The 19,106-nt window shown below is 33.4% G+C and carries 19 protein-coding genes and 2 tRNA genes; 11 read left to right on the top strand and 10 right to left on the bottom strand.

The window, feature by feature from the left end; genetic code table 11:
* Nucleotides 1-145: 145 nt before the first annotated feature.
* The 4 genes from VLC96_RS16495 to VLC96_RS16480 all read left to right on the top strand — a co-directional run bounded on the left by VLC96_RS16495 (nt 146) and on the right by VLC96_RS16480 (nt 1,923).
* Entirely contained in the window at nt 146-859 is a 714-nt protein-coding gene (locus VLC96_RS16495) for a pirin family protein (RefSeq protein WP_325264679.1), read from the top strand.
* 134 nt (nt 860-993) lie between these two features.
* On the top strand, nt 994-1,278 hold the full coding sequence (locus VLC96_RS16490) for a GNAT family N-acetyltransferase (protein WP_325264677.1): 285 nt from the start codon (nt 994-996) through the stop codon (nt 1,276-1,278).
* A gap of 10 nt (nt 1,279-1,288) precedes the next feature.
* Nucleotides 1,289-1,696: an OsmC family protein gene (locus tag VLC96_RS16485; protein WP_325264675.1), complete on the top strand. Its 408-nt coding sequence runs from the start codon at nt 1,289-1,291 to the stop codon at nt 1,694-1,696.
* Between the two features lie 2 nt (nt 1,697-1,698).
* Nucleotides 1,699-1,923, top strand: coding sequence for a (4Fe-4S)-binding protein (locus tag VLC96_RS16480; RefSeq protein ID WP_325264673.1), 225 nt, complete (start codon nt 1,699-1,701; stop codon nt 1,921-1,923).
* A 1-nt stretch (nt 1,924) separates the two neighbouring features.
* Here the strand turns inward: VLC96_RS16480 and VLC96_RS16475 are convergent, their stop codons facing one another.
* Nucleotides 1,925-2,482, bottom strand: a complete 558-nt coding sequence (locus VLC96_RS16475) for a sugar O-acetyltransferase (protein ID WP_325264671.1) — start codon at nt 2,480-2,482, stop codon at nt 1,925-1,927.
* A gap of 302 nt (nt 2,483-2,784) precedes the next feature.
* Here VLC96_RS16475 and VLC96_RS16470 point away from each other — a divergent pair, with 302 nt between their 5' ends.
* Nucleotides 2,785-3,312 carry a YceI family protein gene (locus VLC96_RS16470; RefSeq protein WP_325264669.1) on the top strand — a complete coding sequence of 176 codons (528 nt, stop codon included), beginning with the start codon at nt 2,785-2,787 and terminating at the stop codon, nt 3,310-3,312.
* Between the two features lie 62 nt (nt 3,313-3,374).
* Here the strand turns inward: VLC96_RS16470 and VLC96_RS16465 are convergent, their stop codons facing one another.
* Nucleotides 3,375-4,841 (bottom strand): glycoside hydrolase family 130 protein, encoded by a 1,467-nt coding sequence (locus tag VLC96_RS16465; RefSeq protein WP_325264667.1) that lies wholly within the window; start codon nt 4,839-4,841, stop codon nt 3,375-3,377.
* A gap of 418 nt (nt 4,842-5,259) precedes the next feature.
* Between VLC96_RS16465 and fabD the strand changes: the two genes are divergently transcribed.
* Nucleotides 5,260-6,132, top strand: a complete 873-nt coding sequence (gene fabD, locus VLC96_RS16460; protein WP_325264666.1) for an ACP S-malonyltransferase — start codon at nt 5,260-5,262, stop codon at nt 6,130-6,132.
* Nucleotides 6,133-6,323: 191 nt separating this feature from the next.
* Here fabD and galE read toward each other — a convergent pair whose 3' ends face one another.
* From galE to VLC96_RS16445, 3 genes are read right to left on the bottom strand one after another with little or no spacing between them, the layout of a single operon-like run.
* Nucleotides 6,324-7,337 carry a UDP-glucose 4-epimerase GalE gene (galE, locus tag VLC96_RS16455; RefSeq protein WP_325264665.1) on the bottom strand — a complete coding sequence of 338 codons (1,014 nt, stop codon included), beginning with the start codon at nt 7,335-7,337 and terminating at the stop codon, nt 6,324-6,326.
* A gap of 10 nt (nt 7,338-7,347) precedes the next feature.
* Nucleotides 7,348-7,791: a nuclear transport factor 2 family protein gene (locus VLC96_RS16450; protein WP_325264663.1), complete on the bottom strand. Its 444-nt coding sequence runs from the start codon at nt 7,789-7,791 to the stop codon at nt 7,348-7,350.
* 6 nt (nt 7,792-7,797) lie between these two features.
* Nucleotides 7,798-8,928 (bottom strand): DegT/DnrJ/EryC1/StrS family aminotransferase, encoded by a 1,131-nt coding sequence (locus tag VLC96_RS16445; RefSeq protein WP_325264661.1) that lies wholly within the window; start codon nt 8,926-8,928, stop codon nt 7,798-7,800.
* Between the two features lie 155 nt (nt 8,929-9,083).
* Between VLC96_RS16445 and VLC96_RS16440 the strand changes: the two genes are divergently transcribed.
* Together VLC96_RS16440 and VLC96_RS16435 are read left to right on the top strand one after the other, a co-directional pair.
* Nucleotides 9,084-10,328, top strand: coding sequence for a 3-deoxy-D-manno-octulosonic acid transferase (locus tag VLC96_RS16440; RefSeq protein WP_325264659.1), 1,245 nt, complete (start codon nt 9,084-9,086; stop codon nt 10,326-10,328).
* Nucleotides 10,329-10,553: 225 nt separating this feature from the next.
* The gene (locus VLC96_RS16435; protein ID WP_325264658.1) at nt 10,554-10,766 is read left to right on the top strand and encodes a hypothetical protein; all 213 of its coding nucleotides are present in this window, start codon (nt 10,554-10,556) and stop codon (nt 10,764-10,766) included.
* Nucleotides 10,767-10,970: 204 nt separating this feature from the next.
* Here VLC96_RS16435 and VLC96_RS16430 read toward each other — a convergent pair whose 3' ends face one another.
* The 4 genes from VLC96_RS16430 to mutS all read right to left on the bottom strand — a co-directional run bounded on the left by VLC96_RS16430 (nt 10,971) and on the right by mutS (nt 14,479).
* Entirely contained in the window at nt 10,971-11,318 is a 348-nt protein-coding gene (locus tag VLC96_RS16430) for a YegP family protein (protein WP_325264656.1), read from the bottom strand.
* A gap of 117 nt (nt 11,319-11,435) precedes the next feature.
* Nucleotides 11,436-11,521, bottom strand: a tRNA-Leu gene (locus VLC96_RS16425).
* Between the two features lie 132 nt (nt 11,522-11,653).
* A tRNA-Gly gene (locus tag VLC96_RS16420) sits at nt 11,654-11,726 on the bottom strand.
* A 146-nt stretch (nt 11,727-11,872) separates the two neighbouring features.
* On the bottom strand, nt 11,873-14,479 hold the full coding sequence (gene mutS / locus VLC96_RS16415) for a DNA mismatch repair protein MutS (RefSeq protein ID WP_325264654.1): 2,607 nt from the start codon (nt 14,477-14,479) through the stop codon (nt 11,873-11,875).
* Between the two features lie 151 nt (nt 14,480-14,630).
* Between mutS and VLC96_RS16410 the strand changes: the two genes are divergently transcribed.
* From VLC96_RS16410 to VLC96_RS16400, 3 genes are all read left to right on the top strand, one after another.
* The gene (locus VLC96_RS16410; RefSeq protein WP_325264652.1) at nt 14,631-15,098 is read left to right on the top strand and encodes a DUF1573 domain-containing protein; all 468 of its coding nucleotides are present in this window, start codon (nt 14,631-14,633) and stop codon (nt 15,096-15,098) included.
* Nucleotides 15,099-15,172: 74 nt separating this feature from the next.
* Nucleotides 15,173-15,703 (top strand): RNA methyltransferase, encoded by a 531-nt coding sequence (locus tag VLC96_RS16405; protein ID WP_325264650.1) that lies wholly within the window; start codon nt 15,173-15,175, stop codon nt 15,701-15,703.
* A gap of 86 nt (nt 15,704-15,789) precedes the next feature.
* Nucleotides 15,790-17,913 carry a T9SS type B sorting domain-containing protein gene (locus VLC96_RS16400; protein WP_325264649.1) on the top strand — a complete coding sequence of 708 codons (2,124 nt, stop codon included), beginning with the start codon at nt 15,790-15,792 and terminating at the stop codon, nt 17,911-17,913.
* Between the two features lies 1 nt (nt 17,914).
* On the opposite strand, the gene folK is transcribed toward VLC96_RS16400, so the two are convergent.
* Nucleotides 17,915-19,051, bottom strand: coding sequence for a 2-amino-4-hydroxy-6-hydroxymethyldihydropteridine diphosphokinase (gene folK, locus VLC96_RS16395; RefSeq protein WP_325264648.1), 1,137 nt, complete (start codon nt 19,049-19,051; stop codon nt 17,915-17,917).
* Nucleotides 19,052-19,106: the final 55 nt, after the last annotated feature.

Raw genomic sequence — 19,106 nt, 5'->3', positions numbered from 1 at the left:
TAGCTAAATGAAGTATCCAAAAAACACTAAACAAACAAGAAAGACAACAAAAAAAGGACTTGAATAAATAATTCTTAATCTAGGTTAAGTAACTTTTAATAAGTTCAGTAGTACATTTGTATAACAAAATAAAATTATATATATCATGGCAACTACAGTTTTACACAAAGCAGACACAAGAGGACACGCAGATCACGGATGGTTAAATGCTTATCACAGTTTTAGCTTCGCAAGTTGGTACAATCCAGATAGAGTGCAATTTGGAGCACTACGCGTTTTAAACGATGATACTATTGCAGCTGGAATGGGCTTTGGTACACATCCACATGATAATATGGAAATTATTACTATTCCGCTGGAAGGTGATTTAGCCCACAAAGACAGCATGGGAAATGCCGAAACCATCAAAACAGGTGATGTACAGGTAATGAGTGCCGGAACAGGAATTCAACACAGTGAATTTAATCCAAATGCTGATAAACGCACTAAACTTTTTCAAATTTGGTTGTTTCCAAAAGTAAAAAATGTTGAACCTCGTTATCAACAAATCACTTTAGATATTAGCAAACAAAAAAATAATTTTGCTCAAATATTATCGCCAAATCCGGATGATGATGGAGTTTGGATTTATCAAGATGCCTGGTTTCATTTAGCTGATTTTGAAGCAGGATTTTCTAAACAATACGAATTAAAAAAAGAAGGAAACGGCCTTTATGCTTTTGTAATCTCTGGAAATATAACTATTAATGGGCAAGAATTAGAAACTCGTGATGGTTTAGGAATCACTGATTTCAAAACATTGGACATCAAAGCATCCACTGACGCTAAATTTTTATTGATGGAAATTCCAATGAAATAATAAAAAAAGTCGCTAAGATACTGAGTTCTGAGTTGCTAAGATTATAAACTTAGAGTCTTAGAAACTCAGTATCTAAGTAACTTTAAAAAAATTAGAAACTCAGCATCTTATTAACTTAGAAACTTAAAGAAAAAATGAACGAAGAAGTACAATTAGAACTAACCGATAAAAATGGTTTTTTTCACATAGATATTAATGGTAAAACAGAAGCCAAAATGACTTTTGTATTTGCCGGGACAGATAAAATTATCATTGATCATACCGAAGTAAACGAAGGTAATAACGGAAAAGGTTTTGGCAAAAAAATGGTGACCAAGGCAGTTGAATATGCTCGCGAAAAAGGTATAAAAATCATTCCGCTTTGTCCTTTTGCTAAAAAAGTTTTTGACAAAACACCTGAATTCAGAGACGTATTATAATTTCAAAAAAATGGAAACTCTATTAGAAAACGACATCAAAGGAACAATCGGTATTCAAAAATACTTGTGTACAATATCTTGGCGTAATGGAAAATTGTTAATGGACGAACCCGAAAATGTTGGCGGAAACGATTTAGGACCAGATCCTTTTTCGACTTTATTAGCATCTTTGGCGGGTTGTACTTTATCTACTTTGCGAATGTATATTGACAGAAAAGGATGGGATATTCCAGAAATCAATATTTCTCTGAATCTATCTCAAGAGACAGAAGGCGAATTAACAACTACAATTACACGTACTATTAGTTTTCCAGCTACAATTGACGAAGAGACCAAAAACAGGTTGTTAATTATTGCCGATAAATGCCCTGTTTCTAAAATTTTAAAAAACAAAGTATTAATCAACACAACTATATAATCATGGATCCAAAAGATATCAAAAAAGAGTATACCAACGGTGAAGTTACTGTAGTTTGGCAATCTGGAAAATGCATACATTCTGCCAATTGTGTAAAAAACAATCCAGATGTTTTTCAACCAAAAGAAAAACCTTGGATTAAAATCGACGCTTCATCAACAGAAAAAATTATTGAAACCATAAACAAATGTCCATCTGGAGCATTGAGCTTTTACATGAACAAATAATTTATTCCTGATTCAATTTCCGAATTACTTTGGCAGGATTCCCAACTGCTAAAGAATTTTCAGGGATATCTTTGGTCACAACCGAACCTGCACCAATTACACAACCAGCACCAATTGTAACTCCCGGACAAATAACCGAATTCCCTCCTATCCAACAATCATCTCCTATAGAAACTGGTTTTGAACTCTCGACAGTTCTTCGTTCGACAGCATTGAGCGGATGTGTTGCTGTATAAATATGCACTCCCGGTGCAAAGAAAACATTATTTCCAATAGTTACTTTCATTGTGTCAAGAACCACACAATTAACATTAAAATAAACATTCTCTCCCGAATGAATATTATATCCATAATCGCAATGAAATGGTGGTTCTATATACAATCGTTTGTGTGAATTGGGCATTAATTCTCTAAGAATAGCTCGAGATCTTCCATTCATCAAATATTCGGTGACATTTAATTTATGAAGTAATTTTTTAGCTCTGGCTCTTTCTTCTACCAATTGCTTATCATTGGCAAAATAGATTTCGCCCAAAAGCATTTTTTCTTTTTCGGTCATTTTAAAAAATTTATATTTTTAAAGAAACAATTATAATTTTAGTTTCTACAGTGACATTTTTTTCTGAAATACATATGTGCTGCAAGGTAATAATTGCCATTAAAAGTTCGCAAATTTCATCTAAAATATTCTCTTTACTCAAAACCATAAAAACAACTTAACTAATTAAAAATCAGATATTAAATTTATAATATATTTGTTTTTTATTTCTTAATCTAGGTTAAGTATTTTATCTTTATTGTCATCGTAAATTTGTCTTATCAAAATGAAATAAAACATTTAAAACAATAAAAATAAAAATTATGTCAACAACAAAATGGTCAATTGACCCAACACACTCCGAAATTGGTTTTAAAGTAAAACACATGATGTTTACAAATGTTTCAGGAAAATTTGTTAACTACGATGCGACTATCACTACCGAAGATGATAATTTTGAAAGTGCCAATATTGAATTTACTGCAGACATCAATTCTATCAGCACTAATAATACTGATAGAGATAATCATTTGAAAAGCGGTGATTTTTTTGATGCGGAAAATTATCCAAAATTAACTTTCAAACTAACTTCTCTAACCAAAAATGGAGATGACTATAAACTAACTGGTGATTTGACTCTAAAAGGGGTAACAAAATCGGTAACACTTCCTGCAGAAATCAGCGGTTTAATGAAAGATCCTTGGGGAAATACCAAAGTCGGAATAAACATTGATGGAAAAATAAACCGTAAAGATTGGGGATTAAACTATAATGCGGCTTTAGAAGCAGGAGGAGTTTTAATCAGCGAAGATGTTCGTTTGAATATCGAATTGCAATTAGTAAAACAATAATCACTTACTTTTTCATTATATTTTAAAAGCCCTTACTTTGACGGTAAGGGCTTTTTTTAACTCTATTTTTTACTACTCAATAATGCTTCTAATAATTCGACCATATCAACTACTGCATACGTTGAACAATAATCCGAAACTGCGTAAGGCAATATAAGACTATTATTGTGAATTATAGATCCGCATGAATAGACTACATTTGGCACATAACCTTCACGCTCTTCTTCCAAAGGTGCTAATAAAGGTTCTGCGAGCCTTCCAATTTCTTTGGATGGATCATCCAAATCAAACAATGATGCACCAATACAATAACGCCTCATTGCTCCCACTCCATGCGTAATAACAAGCCATCCTTGCTCAGTCCATAAAGGGGAACCACAATTTCCGATTTGTGTATATTCCCATGCATATTTAGGTCGCTGAATAATTTGTGGGTTTTTCCATTCGTTTGGCTTTAGCGAATACATCAAATAATTATTGACACCATCTCCCCTGCCTAACATAGCATATTTGCCTTTAATCTTTTTAGGAAACATAGCCATTCCTTTGCCCATAGATCCATCGCCATATAAAGGCATTACTCTAAATGTATAAAAATCCTCAGTGGTAACCAATTTGGAAAGGATAGAATGTCCATTATAAGCTGTGTAAGTTCCTATCATACTTTCGGTTCCATCATCATCGAAAAAGCGCACAAAACGGGCATCTTCAATTCCTCGACTTTCAGCCTCAGATATTGGGAATATTACACGTTCAGAAATATCCGAATCATGCTTAAATTGGATATCATAAAAAGAATTCAACAACCAAAGAACTTCTTCATAAGCTTCCTCTTTCTCTTTACTTATATTTGGATTTTCTAATTCTTTTTTTAGTAAATTTTTAAACACAGAATATTCGAAAATCTCAGGCAAATCGACCATTATAGAAGAATAAATATCGAGTGTATGCATTTCGGCCAGCTTGGAAAGAATTCGTTTTTTATTATACATCATTTTATGCAAAACCTCCGCCTTATCAATACTGTCGCCAATTCGCATCATTCTGAGATTATTGTCTTTGTCTAGGATTCCTCTTCTAAACACGATCGACGACACATGCCCTTCACCTGTAGCACGAAAAGAAAGCACGACACGTTTTTCTCCTTTTTCTAATCCCGATTGATCAAAATCCTCTACAATGGAAGGATTAAAGAAAGCCGCTGATTCGATTGAATATTCCATGGTAAAATAAGCACCAATAAGCATTTTTACTTCCTCTGAAAGATTCGCTTCACTAACCCCCATGTGTTTTAATACATGTTTTATTTTGGTATAATGTCTGTGAAACAAAGCAGAAAGGTTACGATGACGCCTGGCAAATTCTCTATTAATCTGCTCTAATGTATTATAAACTTCGACATTGCTCATTGCCAAAATACGACCAATCAATTCTTTGGCCCGCTCTTCTCCATTAACAAAATATCTAGCAACAACTCTACTGGAATCAGGCATGAATTTTACACTTTTTCTGGTAACAGATACTTTCATAGATTTATTTTTTGATTAAAAAACAATAAGCAAATACTTTTTTTTCTTGATTTAATGATAATACTTTTTAATAAATAACTTCAATCAAATATACAAAAATAAACAACCTTAAAAACTGCTTTAGAAGAAGTTACACCCCCTTTTTTCATAGCTAATGCTTTTACAAAATGAAAATTATTTTAGTAAAGGCCCAATAAAAAAAGCATAACCATTTTTTTGTAGAAATTTAATAATGTATAAGATTAAAAACGTCGCAATAAGGGTTCTTATTACTAAAAAGTTGCTGCTCCTAAAAAAAACACTATTTTTGCCAACCGAATGAAAACAATTTTAGTCTTTAAATTTTCAATCTTTAAGTAAAAAATAGATGCCTTTTGGCATTACTTCTGACAAATAAAAAACAGTAAAAAAATCACAGATGAAAGCATACGTATTTCCAGGTCAAGGAGCACAATTCACAGGAATGGGAAAAGACCTATATGAAAACTCGGCATTAGCAAAAGATTTATTCGAAAAAGCTAATGAAATTTTAGGTTTCCGAATTACAGATATTATGTTTGAGGGAACTGCAGAAGAATTAAAAGAAACCAAAGTTACTCAACCAGCCGTTTTTTTACATTCAGTAATCTTAGCTAAAACCTTAGAAGATTTCAAACCAGAAATGGTAGCAGGACACTCTTTGGGAGAATTTTCAGCGTTGGTTGCCAATGGCGTTTTATCATTTGAAGACGGATTAAAATTAGTTTCTCAACGTGCATTAGCAATGCAAAAAGCTTGCGAAATTACACCATCGACAATGGCAGCAGTTCTAGGATTAGCTGACAATGTGGTTGAAGAAGTTTGTGCTTCTATTGACGGAGTTGTTGTTGCTGCAAATTACAACTGCCCTGGACAATTAGTAATCTCAGGAGAATTTTCAGCAGTCGAAAAAGCTTGCGAGGCGATGAAAGCCGCTGGTGCAAAACGTGCTTTGCTATTACCTGTTGGAGGAGCGTTTCACTCACCAATGATGGAACCAGCAAGAGAAGAATTAGCAGCAGCTATCGAAGCGACAACTTTTTCAACTCCGATTTGTCCAGTATATCAAAACGTAACGGCTTCAGCAGTTTCAGATGCAAACGAAATCAAGAAAAACTTAATTATTCAATTGACAGCTCCTGTAAAATGGACACAATCTGTACAACAAATGATCGCCGATGGTGCGACTTTATTTACTGAAGTTGGTCCTGGAAAAGTACTAACCGGACTAATTGGAAAAATTGATAAAGAAGTTGCTACTGCGAATGTTTAAGTTCAGAGTGCAGTTTACAAAGTTTATATTTCAAATATTATAAAACTTAGATCCTCATTAACAATTTTGCTAGTGAGGATTTTTTTTATAATCCTTTGCCTCCACAATAAATGTTTAGAATCACAGTAATTTAAAAAAAATCCCAAACTTTCATTTTGATAATTTGGGATTTGTAACTGATTACTAAAAAACTAGCTTCTGATCTTCTGTTCCCATTTCCAGGCACTTGCCATTGCTTCGTTTAAAGTAGATTCTGCTTTCCAGCCCAGAACATTATTAGCTTTATCAGTATTGGCATATGCAGAAGTAATATCCCCTTCTCTACGGCCAACTATTTTATAAGGAAGTTTTTTTCCGCTTACTCTTTCAAAAGACTGAATTACCTCCAGCACCGAACTTCCTGTTCCTGTCCCAAGGTTGAAAGTCTCGACTTTGTCAGCATTTTTCTTATTCAATAAACGTTGCAATGCAATTACGTGAGCTTTTGCCAAGTCAACAACATGAATATAATCGCGTATTGCAGTTCCATCCGGAGTAGGATAATCATCGCCGTAAACCGACAATTCTTTTCTTAAACCAAAACCTGTCTGGGTAATAAAAGGCACTAAATTTTGAGGAACTCCTAATGGTAATTCCCCGATTTCAGCAGTCGGATGTGCCCCAATAGGATTGAAATAACGCAATAAAATAGCATTGATATTAGTTACTTTAGCTGTATCTTCAATTATTTCTTCTCCAATTTGTTTGGTGTTTCCATAAGGAGACATCGCAGCCTGTACAGACGCATCTTCGGTAATTGGCATTTTTTCGGCTTGACCATAAACAGTACAAGACGAACTAAAAATAAAATTAGCTTCTGGTTGTTTTTGTAATTCCTGAAGTAAATAGACCAAAGTATTGATATTGTTTTCGTAATACAACAACGGATTTTCAACACTTTCGCCAACTGCTTTAGAAGCTGCAAAATGAATTACTCCCGAAATATCAGTATGTCTTTTAAAAAAATCTTGTACTTTATCTTTCTCTCTTAAATCTAAATTTTCAAAAGTGGTATCAATTCCAGTAATAGTTTTAATTCCATCCAAAACCTTCAATGAAGAATTCGAAAGATTATCAATAATTACTACTTCAAAACCTTGATTTTGCAATTCAACAACAGTATGCGAACCAATAAAACCTAAACCTCCAGTTACTAATATTTTCATTTTATTTATTTTACGATGGTAATTTATAAGCTTGTCTGGCAATAAGCAGCCATTTATTTTTTTCTTTCTGCCAAATAAGCATGATTCCAATTTTAATATCTTTATCTACACCACCATCCTTAGTATGAGCCACTAAATTGTGACGAACAATCGCTGCATCACCCACAATTTGAATGCTTTGATTTTGGAATTCAATAGTAACAAAATCAGATTCTCCATTTACTATTTTTTCTATAAAAATTGCCTGATTTTGAATATTTCCGCTAGAATGGCCATAGCTTAAACTTGTAGAAGTTAATTCTTTCAGCTTGCTTCCATCAGCATCAATCATAGCTTGACGGAGCATTTCAACACGAGCAGCAACAGCAACTTCCTCTTTAGAATTAGAACTATTTTGAGCTACAATCGAAAATTGAAATAAAACTATTGCAATAGTTGCGAAAATATACTTCATGCTATTTTATTTTAAAAATTCCAGAACACTGTCCGTTATGAATTTAATTTGTTCATCGTCTAATTCAGTATGCATTGGCAATGCAATTACCTCTTTTACCAATTGATTTGTCACTGGAAAATCTTCTTCTTTGTAACGAGCATCCAAATATGCTTTTTGCGAATGCAACGGAATTGGATAATAAATTGCACAAGGAATTCCTTTATCCAACAAATGTTTCATTAATGCATCTCTGTCAGCATCAATAATTCTTAATACATATTGATGAAAAACGTGATCATCTCCATTTAAGTCAAATACTGGAGTAACAATATTTTTATTTTCTGCAAAAGCAGCATTATATTTTGATGCCGCCAAACGACGTGCAGTATTGTAATCGTTCAGGAAAGGTAATTTAGCATTCAAAACTCCAGCCTGAATACTGTCTAATCTGGAATTTACTCCAACAACATCATGATGGTAACGCTCGTACATTCCGTGGTTTACAATCCCTCTGATTTTGTGTGCCAAGGCATCATCATTAGTAAAAATAGCTCCACCATCACCATAACACCCTAAATTTTTAGAAGGGAAAAATGAAGTTGAACTCACATGACCAATAGCTCCTGCTTTCTTTTTAGTCCCATCAGCAAAAGTATAATTCGCACCAATAGCTTGTGCATTGTCTTCGATTACATAAAGATTATGTTCCTTAGCAATAGCCATAATTTCGTCCATATTGGCAGCGCGCCCAAACAAATGTACAGGTACAATTGCTTTGGTTTTTGGCGTAATAGCTTTTTTGATGGCCTCGATAGAAATATTCATATTTTCTAAATCAACATCTACCAAAACAGGCGTCAATTGTAACAAAGCGATAACTTCAACTGTTGCAGCAAAAGTAAAATCGGCAGTAATTACCTCATCACCTGGTTTTAATTCTAATCCCATCATTGCGATTTGCAATGCATCTGTTCCATTGGCACAAGGAATTACGTGCTTTACATCAAGATAGTCTTCAAGATTTTTTTGAAATTCATGAACTAATGGTCCATTAATATAAGTAGTGGTATCCAAAACCTGTTGAATCGAAGCATTAACAGTTGAAGCAATTTTATCGTATTGACTTTTTAAGTCAACCATTTGTATTTTTTTCATTATAACCTTTTGTTTTAAAATTATATAAGACCAAGTGCGCAAAGCTTTCGCAATACTTCAAAAGTTTTATATTTGGAACAAAAATAGGGATTTTCGCAGAATGATTTTACAGATAACTAAAAGAAAACGTATTTTAGCACCAGAAATTTTTTGATATGCTTTTTCTTTACAATATAATAATCCACATTGCGAATTTTTTATTAAAAATCATTGCAATATTTAGTCCAAAAATTAAACTTTTTGTAGAGGGGCGAAAGAATGTCTTTCAGATTTTAAAAGAAAAAATCGATCCAAAAGACAAGACAATTTGGTTTCATGCCGCTTCACTTGGCGAATATGAACAAGGCTTACCAGTTATTGAAAAAATAAAAGAAAAATTCCCAACTCATAAAATAGTAATTACTTTTTTCTCCCCTTCGGGTTATGAGGTGCGCAAAAACAACACACTTGCAGACGTTACGGTCTATTTACCTTTGGATGTTAAAAAAAATGCGAAGCAATTTTTAAGACTAGTTCATCCCGAAATGGCATTCTTTATCAAATATGAATATTGGCCAAATTATTTAAATGAACTTAAAAACTTAAAAACACCAACTTATTTAGTTTCTGGAATTTTCAGAGAAAATCAAACCTTTTTCAAATGGTATGGCGGCTTTTACAGAAATGCTTTAGAAACGTTTACACACTTTTTTGTTCAAAACGAAAATTCAAAAAAACTAATTACACAACTAGGCAAAAACAATGTTACTGTTTCGGGAGATACTCGTTTTGACAGAGTTGTAGCCATACTCGAGAAAGATAATACTTTGGATTTTATATCAGAATTCAAAAACAATAAAACAACAATCGTCATAGGAAGCTCTTGGCCAAAGGACGAATCTTTACTAGTACAATATATAAATTCCTGTTCATTAGATGTAAAGTTCATCATTGCGCCTCACAATATCAAAACAGAACAAATCCAACAATTACAAAACAGTATTACCAAAAAAACGGTTTTATTTTCAGCAAAAGAAAATCAAGACTTATCACAATATGACGTATTTATTATAGACACTATTGGTATATTGACCAAAATTTACAGCTACGGTGACATTGCTTATGTGGGCGGTGGTTTTGGAAATCCAGGAGTACACAACCTTCTGGAGCCAGCTACTTTTGGAATCCCAATCATAATCGGCCCAAATTTTTCACATTTTGATGAAGCCATAAAATTAGTTGACAATAAAGGTTGTATATCTATAAATAATCTTAAAGAACTTCAAACAGCTTTTACAATGCTAATTGAGGATACACAATTGAGACTTCAAAAAGGTAAGATTTGTGCAGATTTTGTTCAAAAAAACAAAGGCGCCACAAATAGTATTTTAAATCAAATAACCTACAAAAAAAATCAATGAGCAGTATTTTAATTTTAAACATCATAATTTAAAATCGAAGTACAAGCCTTGTAAAACAAGAGAGTATTGATGATTTATATTTTTTTACTTATTTTCATTAATCAAAAGAAACGCTAAAGGTCTGATAGAAAATTATTTTAAAAAAATAAATGAAAAAATATTTTACATATTAAAATTTTTATATCTTTGCCAAGAATTAATAATTAACCTTTATATTAAATTAAGATGAAAAAAGTATTTTTAAGTTTAGCTGTTGTTGCTGTATTAAGTGTTGTATCTTGTAAAAAAGCTGATGCTCCTGCTGAAGAGCCAGTAGCTGCAGATACTACTGCTGTTGCTCCTGCTGATACTACTGCTGTTGCTGCTGACACTACTGCTGCTGCTCCTGCTGCTGACACTACTGCTGCTGCTGCTCCAGCTGCTGCTCCAGCTAAGTAATTTTAAATTACATCAGAAAAAAATAAGCTGCATTTATGCAGCTTTTTTTATACAATCATTCGAAATTTATTCATTATACAAACATAAGAGGCTGTCTCATTCAACATGAGACAGCCTCTTTTTTTAAATCTCATCTATATTTCAAATATGAGCTTATAAATAAAAACGATCACAAGGAAATATTTAAATCACGAACCTATAACCTTAATCCATAAAAACCATATCATTATCTGAAAAATCTAAAATTTCAGAAACAGATGCTGACTTTATAATTTCATCAATTCCTTTCTGAACCCTTAATTCTGTTGTATATTTTCGACTTAAAGCAAAAGGAGCGCCATCTAAAAACAACTTAAAAAAATACTTCCCCCCAGTAGATCTTTGCTTTTCAAAAGTCGCCAAATTAACATTACTTTTAAAATATTCAATTGCCTCTTCACACTCAAATTTAAGCTCATATTTTAAACTTGTAAAAATGACTTTTCCTTTTTTGGAAGTAAACACAAATTTATATTGATCATCAAATCTTTTACTAATTACAAAAGCGCCCATTTAAATTTTAGATTATTAAAACAATTAAACTATTTAGATTTCAGCATTAAAAAAACTCAATATTCAAATACAGACTTTACACCATAAAAAAAGCCTCTTCCAAAGAAGAGGCTTTAGTACTCAGAGCGGGACTTGAACCCGCACGAACATTGCTGTTCACTGGATTTTAAGTCCAGCGTGTCTACCAATTTCACCATCCGAGCAAAATATCATTTAGATGGTTTTAATTTTTTAAAAAAATTAAATAAATATAATTACCATCCACGCAAAATATCATTTTTGACAGCTTTAGTTTTTAATGTTAATTAAAATACTATCGCCGTATTTTGCTTTTGAGCGAAAAACGGGGCTCGAACCCGCGACCTCGACCTTGGCAAGGTCGCGCTCTACCAACTGAGCTATTTTCGCATTTCAATTTTAAAAAGAACCGTAATATTTGTTTCTTATTGCGGTTGCAAATTTAGAACTTTTATTCAATTACACAAACCTTTTTTTGAAAAAAAATAAAGATAAGATTTAACATTCTGACAACGATAACTTTAAATTTCCAAAAACTATTTACGCGTTAACATTCTTTTAATCTCATTGAGTTTCATCAATGCTTCGACAGGAGTAATTGCATTGATATCCAAATTAACAATCTCTTCTTTGATCTCTTCCAACAAAGGATCATCTAAATTAAAGAAACTCATTTGTATTTCTTCGGTAGCGGATTTCACACCATTTAAAACATCACTCGAATGGTTTTTCTCCAATTTCTTCAACATCTTTTGAGCTCTTGAAATTACCAGCTGAGGCATTCCAGCCATTTTTGCTACATGAATACCAAAACTATGTGCGCTTCCCCCTTTTACTAATTTTCTAATAAAAAGCACTGTATCTTTTAATTCTTTTACAGAAACATTATAATTCTGAATACGGAGCATCGTTTCGCTCATTTCATTCAATTCATGATAATGCGTTGCAAATAATGTTTTTGCTTTAGACGGATGTTCATGTAAAAATTCAGCGATAGCCCAAGCGATCGAAATTCCGTCATAAGTGCTCGTTCCTCTTCCTATTTCGTCTAAAAGAACCAAACTTCTGTCTGATATATTATTCAAAATCGAAGCAGTTTCGTTCATTTCGACCATAAAAGTAGATTCGCCCATCGAAATATTATCCGAAGCTCCTACTCTGGTAAATATCTTGTCCACAATCCCCATTCTTACGGCTTCTGCAGGAACAAAACTTCCCATTTGAGCCAACAGCACAATCAAAGCCGTTTGACGCAAAATAGCCGACTTACCCGACATATTTGGCCCCGTAATCATAATCAATTGTTGTGTTTCTCTATCTAAAAAAACATCATTGGTTATATAGGGAACTCCAACGGGGAGTTGTTTTTCGATAACAGGATGCCTTCCTTCTTTTATATCCAATTCGAATGTATCGTCAATTTCTGGGCAAACATATTTATTTTCAATTGCCAATTGTGTAAAACAACACAAACAATCCAATTGTGCTACCAAATTAGCATTCATTTGAACGGGTTTGATGTAAGTGGCAACCCAACTCACTAATTGTTCAAATAAATCACTTTCTATTTTTTGAATTTTTTCCTCAGCACCTAGAATTTTAGTTTCGTACTCCTTCAGCTCTTCTGTGATGTAGCGTTCAGCACTTACTAATGTTTGCTTTCTAATCCATTCAGCCGGTACTTTATCTTTATGTGTGTTTCGGACTTCGATATAATATCCAAAAACATTATTGAAAGATATTTTCAAAGAAGAAATCCCAGTGCGATCTGATTCTCTTTTTTCTATTCCTTCCAAAAACTGCTTTCCTGAAGTAGAAATCGCACGCAAATCATCTAATTCCTCATGAATTCCCTTCGCAATTACATTTCCTTTTGCAACAGCGACCGGAGCATCTTGATTTAAGGTCGTTTGTATTTTTTCACGTAGTAAATCACAACTATGCAAACTATCCCCAATAACTTTTACTGCCTCTTGAGGACTTGACAAAGCCAAAGTTTTTATTGGAATTATAGCATCTAGTGATTCTTTTAAATTCACAACTTCGCGAGGGGAGACTTTTCCAGTTGCAATTTTAGAAATCAAACGTTCCAAATCTGAGATCTGTTTGATCTGATTTTGAATGCTTTTTAAAACATCTTGATTTTCATTCAAATAAGCAACTACTTGATGTCGCCCTTTTATTTTGTTAGCATCTTTTAAAGGTAGCGCCAGCCAACGTTTTAATAAACGCCCACCCATTGGCGAAAGCGTTTTATCAATTACATCCAACAACGTAACCGCGTTTGGATTATAGCTATGATATAATTCTAAATTTCGAATTGTAAAACGATCCATCCACACATAAGCATCTTCAGCAATACGCTGAATCGCTGTAATATGCTGCACTCTGTTATGTTGTGTTTCGGACAAATAATATAAAATCGCACCCGAAGCAATAATCCCCTCTTTCAATTCTTCAACACCAAAACCTTTTAAGGAAACAGTTTGAAAATGCTTGGTCAACGTTTCAACAGCATAATCTTCTTTGAAAATCCAGTCTTCTAAATAAAAATTATGAAAGTCTTCGCCAAAAGTTTCGCGGAATTCACTTTTGCAGTTTTTTTGAACTAAAACCTCACTCGGATTGAAGTTTTGAAGCAATTTATCAATGTACTCTGCATTTCCCTGAGCGGTTAAAAATTCGCCCGTTGAAACATCCAGAAAAGAAATCCCTATTGCCTTTTTATCAAAATAAACGGCAGCAAGAAAGTTATTTGTTTTGGATTGCAAAACCTCATCATTCAAAGCAACACCAGGTGTAACCAATTCTGTTACGCCACGTTTCACAATGGTTTTGGTCATTTTTGGATCTTCTAATTGATCGCAAATCGCAACACGAAGTCCAGCTTTAACTAATTTTGGCAAATAAGTATTAATCGAATGATGTGGAAAACCAGCTAATGCTGTCTCCGTATCAGAACCAGCACCTCTTTTGGTTAATGTAATACCCAAAATCTTCGAAGCGCGAATTGCATCTTCACCAAAAGTTTCATAAAAATCCCCCACTCTAAACAACAGACAAGCATCAGGATATTTCCTTTTGATTTCGTTGTATTGTTTCATTAATGGAGTTTCTTTAACTATCTTATCTTTTGCTGCCAAAATTGTTATATTTGAATGAATAAAAAACTCAGCGAATTTATAATTTTAAACCGCAAAAAACTAAGGCAAAAAAAATTAAATTTCTTTTAAGATAATTTTTCAGTTGAGTTTTGTTTATTTGTATAAATTTGTGAAATAATTAATATAACCTATGAAAAAAATATTTCTATTAGCTATGCTAACCGTTTTAGGAACAACGTTTTCTAATGCTCAAGAAACTTCTAAAAAAGCAAAAAAAGCAAAAACAACTACTACAGCTCCTGCTTTACCTAAAGTGAATGGTGCCGGAATGGTTTTTGAAAATGAAACAATTGATTATGGAACAGTAGCTCACAATGCAGACGGTAATCGTCAGTTTGTGTTCACTAACAATGGTAACAAACCATTAATTATTACAAATACACAAGGATCTTGTGGATGTACAGTACCAACTACACCAAAAGAACCAATTGCACCTGGTGCTAAAGGAGTTATTGGAGTAAAATATGCAACTGACAGAGTTGGTCCATTTACAAAAACTGTAACTGTAACTTCAAATGCTGAAGGACAACCAACAAAAGTACTTACTATTAAAGGTACCGTATTGCCAGATGCTGCTCCAGCTGCAACAAAGAGCTAATACTATTTTTTAGAAAATACAAGAAAAGGCTTCCTGATTTTAGGAAGCCTTTTTTATAAAACACTATTGATACAATGAGAAAACTTGAAAACAGCGAACTAGAAAGAAAATCAATTGAAGATTTTAAAAAATCTGAAAAAACACCTTTGATTTTAGTTTTAGATGACATTCGCAGTTTACATAATATAGGATCTGTTTTCAGAACTGCTGATGCTTTTTTGATCGAAAAAATAATCTTGTGTGGTATTACCGCAACTCCTCCTAATAAAGAGATTCACAAAACCGCTCTTGGTGCTACAGAAACTGTAACCTGGGAACACCACGAGAATGTATTGGACGTTATTTCTAACTTAAAAAAAGAAAACATAATTACACTTGCGATTGAACAGGTAGAAAGTTCTATTTTTCTTCAAGATTTCAAAGTAGATAAAAATCAGAAATATGCATTAGTATTCGGGAATGAAGTTTATGGCGTAGCACAGGAAGCCGTTGCAATATGTGATGGTTGCATTGAAATTCCGCAATTAGGAACTAAACATTCTTTGAATATTTCGGTAAGCGCTGGTATTGTAGTTTGGGATTTGTTTAAGCAATTTAACAATTAAAAGTTATTTCGTTTTAAGTAGAATTTTCATCTAATAATCTTTGTGTCAAATTTTTGAGTTTTCATTTAAAAGCTTATTTTTATAGAATGAAAATACGATTCCACTTTGCAATACCACTATTTTTTGCACTTTCTATTTACAATTTTAGCTATGCAAATCTTGCTTTAGAAAAACCACCTAAAGCAGCAAATGTTGCACCTGTATTAACAGCAATCGGAAACCAAACATATTGCCCTCTAACTTATGTTAATATAGTAAACACTATTACTATTATTGATCCTGACGACACAAGTACTGATGCAATTTATATTCAAATATCATCAGGTTATGTAAAAGGGGAAGATTCATTATTCTTGAATAATGCCTTAACTCACTCAACTATTCAAAGCAGTTGGAACGCAAATGAAGGAAAGTTAACATTAAACAGTCCAACTGGAATTCCCATAACTTATACCGATCTTGAAAACGCCATAAAGGATGTTCAATTTAACAACACTTCAATAACTCCCAGTGGCGTTCGAAACTTTTCAATCAGTATAGGACAAGCCAATTATCTACCCAGAAATGGTCATTATTACCAATATGTCGCTGATTTAGGAATTACGTGGACCAATGCAAGAGCAGCAGCTGATGCCAAAACTTATTATGGTTTAAAAGGTTATTTAGCAACCTTAACCGCAGCAGACGAAGCGCAATTAGCAGGAAAACAAGCACCCGGAGCTGGATGGATTGGAGGATCTGACGCTGAAACAGAAGGCGTTTGGAAGTGGGTGACAGGTCCTGAAGCAGGTACAATATTTTGGAACGGAACTGCAAATGGTTCAACTCCTAATTTTGCCTTTTGGAATTCAGGGGAACCCAATCAATTGGGCGAAGAAGATTATGTACATATCACTGCACCGGGTATTGGGACTACAGGATCTTGGAACGATCTAAAAGAACAAGGGGACCCTCCTTCTAACCCCAATTATTATCCCAAAGGATATATTGTAGAATATGGCGGAACACCCGGTGATCCTGAGTTACACCTTTCTGCAAGCACAACTCTAACAATTGCAGCCATTTCAACTACAACAAATGCTTCCAGATGCGATACTGGAGCTGTTACACTTCAAGCAACAGCTACTACTGGAACTATTAATTGGTATGATTCATTAACTGGAGGAAATTTTATGGGTAGCGGTACCAGCTTTACAACTCCATCTTTAACTACTACGACCAATTTTTATGTAGAAACAACCGCTTCCGGATGTTCAACAACAAGAAAAACTGTTGAAGCCAAAATAATAAATACACCATCAATAATAAATACTAACTCCCCTGTTACAAATTGCGGACCAGGCTTATTCACATTACAAGCAACACCTACTGAAGGGACTATTAATTGGTATTCTCAAATTGGCGGGAATATAGTAGGAACAGGAACAGCTTTTACAACTACAAAGATTTCCAATAATACAACTTATTATGCCGAGGCTGTAAATAATGGATGTATTAACAACACAAAAACTCCTGTTGATTTGATTGTTTATCCTCTTCCGCCGGTAAGCGATCAAACTCTTGCAAAATGTGCCGCCCAAACTATTACTCTCGATGCTGGTGTTACTAACATGACCTACCTTTGGTCCACAGGAGAAACAACACAAACTATCGATGTTGTAAATAAGGGAATATACAAAGTAGCTGTAACCAGTCTTTCACCTGAGAATTGTACCAGTAACAAAACTATAACGGTAAATGAAAATAATGAACCCGAAATAAAAAAAATAATCGTTGATGAAACAACTGTTACTATTGAATTGGTTCAAAATGAAAGTTATTTTGAGTACTCAATTGATGGTTCAAATTACCAAAGTTCAAATGTTTTCATCAATGCACCAAGCGGACTACAAACCGCTTATGTTCGAGAAGTTAATTTATGTAGCAGCGATCAAAAAACCTTTATCGTTATTATTGTCCCTAAATTTTTCACTCCAAACAATGACGGCTATAATGATTCTTGGGAAGTAAAAGGTATTCTAAATTATCCTTTAGCTGAAGTAACAGTCTTTGATCGTTATGGAAAATTGATTACTCAGCTTACTAGTTCTAATTACAGTTGGGACGGCACTTTCAACAAAAATCCTTTACCCTCAACAGATTACTGGTATGTATTAAAATTAGATCCAAACAGTCCAGAGGTAAAAGGTCATTTTTCTTTGAAGAGATAATTTACAGATTACTTTTTTCTTGAATTTTATTTAAAATAAAAAGATAATCTTCCTGCTTATTTACAAAATCACGATCAGAAACATCAATTACCAAAACATTCAAATCAGTTTGAGTTTTGATGTATTCTAAATAGCCTTTATTGATTTTTTCAAGATAAGCTTCGGTAATATCCTGTTCGTAGCTTCTGCCACGGCTTTTTATATTTTGTAGCAATCGCTCGGTATTTTGATATAAATAAATATACAAATCAGGTTTAGGCATTTCTTTGTAAATAATATCAAAAAGGGTTCGGTATAATCGGAATTCGTCATCTTCTAATGTAATTTTAGAAAATAACAATGATTTGAAAATATGATAATCGGCAATAATAAAATCTTTAAACAAATCAAATTGCGACAAATCATCCGATAATTGTTGGTATCTATCTGCCAAAAAAGACATTTCTAGCGAGAAAGCATATCGCCCTTGGTCTTCATAAAATTTAGGCAAAAAAGGATTGTCTGCAAAACGCTCCAAAACAGTTTTAGCATTAAAATCCTGAGCCATTTTTTGGGTCAAAGTAGTTTTTCCCGCCCCAATATTTCCTTCAATGGCAATATAATTATACTGATTTAATCGAATTGATTGCAAAGGATTTGGCAATTTCTGAATCAATTTACAAACACTATCATCGGTAGTAATTTGGAGCAATTCCGGAATTGTTTTTTTCAAAATAGGGTGTGTCCAATCTAAATTTAAATCCTGAAAAGGCAACAAAACAAATTTTCGATTTTGCATTAACGGATGAGGAATTTGAAGATGCTCCACATTAATAATTTCCGAATCAAAAGCAATTAAATCAATATCAATTACTCTTGATTGGTACCCTAAATCAGCACTTCGAATACGTCCTAGCTTTTTCTCTACAGCTAAAACTTGCTCCAAAATTTGCTCTGGATTTTTTGTTGTATGCATAACCAAAGCACAATTATAAAACGCTTCACTTTCAAAACCCCACGACGGAGTTTCATATAAATTAGAAATTTTTATAATAGTCCCAATTTCCTGATGAATCAATTTAAGGCACAATTCGATGTTATTCAACCGATTGCCCTGATTGCTTCCCAGAGATAAAATGACTTGATGCTGTAATTCCATATCAGGCACAAATTAACTAAAAGAATTTTAGAATAACAGTATATTTGCTCACTCT

Origin of the sequence: Flavobacterium sp. (genome assembly GCF_035456085.1) — a bacterium.
In the GTDB taxonomy this organism is placed as follows: domain Bacteria; phylum Bacteroidota; class Bacteroidia; order Flavobacteriales; family Flavobacteriaceae; genus Flavobacterium.
This window is presented reverse-complemented; position numbering and strand designations above follow the sequence as displayed.

Coding starts and splice junctions, on each gene's coding strand:
- VLC96_RS16495 (WP_325264679.1), top strand. CDS start 146: ATGGCAACTACAGTTTTACACAAAGCAGACACAAGAGGACACGCAGAT.
- VLC96_RS16490 (WP_325264677.1), top strand. CDS start 994: ATGAACGAAGAAGTACAATTAGAACTAACCGATAAAAATGGTTTTTTT.
- VLC96_RS16485 (WP_325264675.1), top strand. CDS start 1,289: ATGGAAACTCTATTAGAAAACGACATCAAAGGAACAATCGGTATTCAA.
- VLC96_RS16480 (WP_325264673.1), top strand. CDS start 1,699: ATGGATCCAAAAGATATCAAAAAAGAGTATACCAACGGTGAAGTTACT.
- VLC96_RS16475 (WP_325264671.1), bottom strand. CDS start 2,482: ATGACCGAAAAAGAAAAAATGCTTTTGGGCGAAATCTATTTTGCCAAT.
- VLC96_RS16470 (WP_325264669.1), top strand. CDS start 2,785: ATGTCAACAACAAAATGGTCAATTGACCCAACACACTCCGAAATTGGT.
- VLC96_RS16465 (WP_325264667.1), bottom strand. CDS start 4,841: ATGAAAGTATCTGTTACCAGAAAAAGTGTAAAATTCATGCCTGATTCC.
- fabD (WP_325264666.1), top strand. CDS start 5,260: ATGAAAGCATACGTATTTCCAGGTCAAGGAGCACAATTCACAGGAATG.
- galE (WP_325264665.1), bottom strand. CDS start 7,337: ATGAAAATATTAGTAACTGGAGGTTTAGGTTTTATTGGTTCGCATACT.
- VLC96_RS16450 (WP_325264663.1), bottom strand. CDS start 7,791: ATGAAGTATATTTTCGCAACTATTGCAATAGTTTTATTTCAATTTTCG.
- VLC96_RS16445 (WP_325264661.1), bottom strand. CDS start 8,928: ATGAAAAAAATACAAATGGTTGACTTAAAAAGTCAATACGATAAAATT.
- VLC96_RS16440 (WP_325264659.1), top strand. CDS start 9,084: ATGCTTTTTCTTTACAATATAATAATCCACATTGCGAATTTTTTATTA.
- VLC96_RS16435 (WP_325264658.1), top strand. CDS start 10,554: ATGAAAAAAGTATTTTTAAGTTTAGCTGTTGTTGCTGTATTAAGTGTT.
- VLC96_RS16430 (WP_325264656.1), bottom strand. CDS start 11,318: ATGGGCGCTTTTGTAATTAGTAAAAGATTTGATGATCAATATAAATTT.
- VLC96_RS16410 (WP_325264652.1), top strand. CDS start 14,631: ATGAAAAAAATATTTCTATTAGCTATGCTAACCGTTTTAGGAACAACG.
- VLC96_RS16405 (WP_325264650.1), top strand. CDS start 15,173: ATGAGAAAACTTGAAAACAGCGAACTAGAAAGAAAATCAATTGAAGAT.
- VLC96_RS16400 (WP_325264649.1), top strand. CDS start 15,790: ATGAAAATACGATTCCACTTTGCAATACCACTATTTTTTGCACTTTCT.
- folK (WP_325264648.1), bottom strand. CDS start 19,051: ATGGAATTACAGCATCAAGTCATTTTATCTCTGGGAAGCAATCAGGGC.